Genomic DNA, 2,321 nt, shown 5'->3' on the forward strand with positions numbered 1-2,321 from the left:
ACGCCGGTTCGGTCCGCGCTCATCTCGTCCGTCGTCCAGGCCCCCCGCAACGGTCAGGTCTTCACCTCGGAGGTTGTCCGATGACCACCCGTACCCAGCTCGCCCGCCGCAACCTCGCCGACCCCACCGTCATCGCCCGCCGCGTCGTCGGCACCCCGGCCGAGGTCGCCGCCACCGTCGCGCTCGTCCGCGACTCCGGCCGCCTCGTGTCCATGACCAAGCCCCGCCAGATGCCCGGCGACTCCCGCGTCACGGTCACCGTCCGGTTCCTCGACAACCACGGCCCCGCCCCGGCTCCGGTCCGCCGGCTACGCCGAGGTCACATCGTCGCCGCCGTCGCCGTTCCCACCGTGGGCGCTCTCGCCGCTGCCGGCTACCTCGCCTCGCAGCTCGTCGACGCCGCCCGCTCCGCCGCGCCGGCCATCGCGGGCGTCGTCCTGGTCCTCATCGTCGTCGCCCTGCTGCTGCGCCGTTCGGGTCGCTGCTGCCCCGGACTGCACTGCCCCGGCTGCGGCCACTGATGACGGCTGGTTGGCCCACCTACTGCGCGCGCTGCCGTAGGTGGGCCACCGCCCTCATCGAATCCGGCAACCCCGGCACCGGCCACTACCGCGCCGAAACCGCCTGCACCCGCCACCAGCAAGCCGCCCACCGCTGGGCCGGCCGCCTCGGTCCAACCCGCACCACCCCGATCGGTGACACCCAACCCGCCCTGTTCGACCTACCGGAGGTGACCCGATGACCGCCCCGACCCTGCCCGGCCTCACCCCCGCCTCCACCGAACCGACCTCGACCGCGGCTGCCCCGCCCGCGCCCGGATCGCGTGCTGCCCGTCTCGCTCTGCCCATGTCCCGGCAGGTGCTCACGGAGATGGCTGCGGAGTACGGCGTGTGCCTGCGCCCGGTCACCCTGCGCCGTACCGACCTGCACACCGGACAGACGGAAGTGATCGACCTTCCCTGCGGCACGACGCGGGAAGACAAGTGCTCCCCGTGCGCGAAGCGTGCCCGCCGGCTACGGCAGACCCAGATCCGCGAGGGCTGGCACCGCACCGACGAACCCAACCCGGCCGGTGCCACCCCTGCCACCGACGCGCAGCGAGAGTTGGTGCTGCTGCGGGCACACCTGGAATTCGCCCGCGACGAAGCACAGCGCTCCGCCCAGTTCGACCAGGTCCCCGGCATCGACGACGCGATTGCGGAGGTTGAGGAAGCCATTGCCGCCGAGGGCCTACGCGGGCAGGTCGCCCCGTCCCACGACGACAACTCCGACAGCAGGCGGCGCAAGAGGTCGACCAAACGGCGTCAGGACGCGCCCGACCTGCCGCGTAAGAAGGTCGAGCCGCGCACGGTCGGGAAGGTCTACACCGCCCCCGACGGCACCCAGCACCGGCCGTCGATGTGGCTGTCGCTCACCCTCGACTCCTACGGCCGCGTCCTACCCGACGGCACCCCGGTCGACCCCAGCTCGTACGACTACCGGCGGGCCGCCTGGGACGCGGTGCACTTCGCCCGGCTCCTCGACCGGTTCTGGCAGAACCTTCGCCGCTGCGTCGGCTGGAACGTCCAGTACGCCGGCTGCGTCGAGCCCCAACGACGCTTGGCGCCGCACGCGCACTTCGCCATCCGCGGCACCATCCCCCGCGCCCTGCTGCGCCAGGTCGCCGCCGCCACCTACCACCAAGTCTGGTGGCCGCCCGTCGACGAGCTCGTCTACTCCCTCGACCGGCTGCCGGTGTGGGACAACGACGCTGACGCCTGGGTAGACCCCGACACCCGTGAGCCGCTGACGACGTGGGCTGACGGCCTGGACCTGCTCGACGCCGACCCCGACGCCACGCCTGTGCACGTCGTCCGCTTCGGCCGGCAGGTGCACGCCGAGGGCGTCACCCCGGGCACCGTGCATGCTGACCGCACGATCGGCTACATCACGAAGTACATCACCAAGAGCGCCGCCGACTGCCACAAGGCAGAGACGGACCGGCAGCGTGACCACCTCGACCGGCTCTGGCACCAACTGCGCATCACGCCGTGCAACGAACGCTGCGCCAACTGGCTGCTCTACGGCATCCAACCCAAGAAGGCACACGGCCGCCTGCAAGCCGGACGCTGCAAAGGCAAAGTCCACCAACGGGCCACCCTCGGCATCGGTGGACGCCGCATCCTCGTCTCCCGCGACTGGTCCGGCAAAACCCTCGCCGACCACCGCGCCGACGCCCGCGCCTGGGTCCGCAAACTCCTCGGCGTCACCACCGGCGCCGACGACGCCGAGACCGTCGACCAGGACGACGCACCCGCCTACGCCTGGGAGCTCGCCCGCCC

General features: G+C 72.2%; 2 protein-coding genes. Both read left to right on the plus strand.

The window, feature by feature from the left end; all coding sequences use genetic code 11:
* Nucleotides 1-80 precede the first annotated feature (80 nt).
* Nucleotides 81-521: a hypothetical protein gene (locus F6X68_RS32200; protein WP_151457768.1), complete on the plus strand. Its 441-nt coding sequence runs from the start codon at nt 81-83 to the stop codon at nt 519-521.
* Between the two features lie 217 nt (nt 522-738).
* On the plus strand, nt 739-2,321 hold a 1,583-nt coding region (locus F6X68_RS32205), incomplete at its 3' end, for a replication initiator (RefSeq protein ID WP_151457769.1).

The organism is Micromonospora sp. AMSO12t, from assembly GCF_008806585.1.
In the GTDB taxonomy this organism is placed as follows: Bacteria; Actinomycetota; Actinomycetes; order Mycobacteriales; family Micromonosporaceae; genus Micromonospora; species Micromonospora reichwaldensis.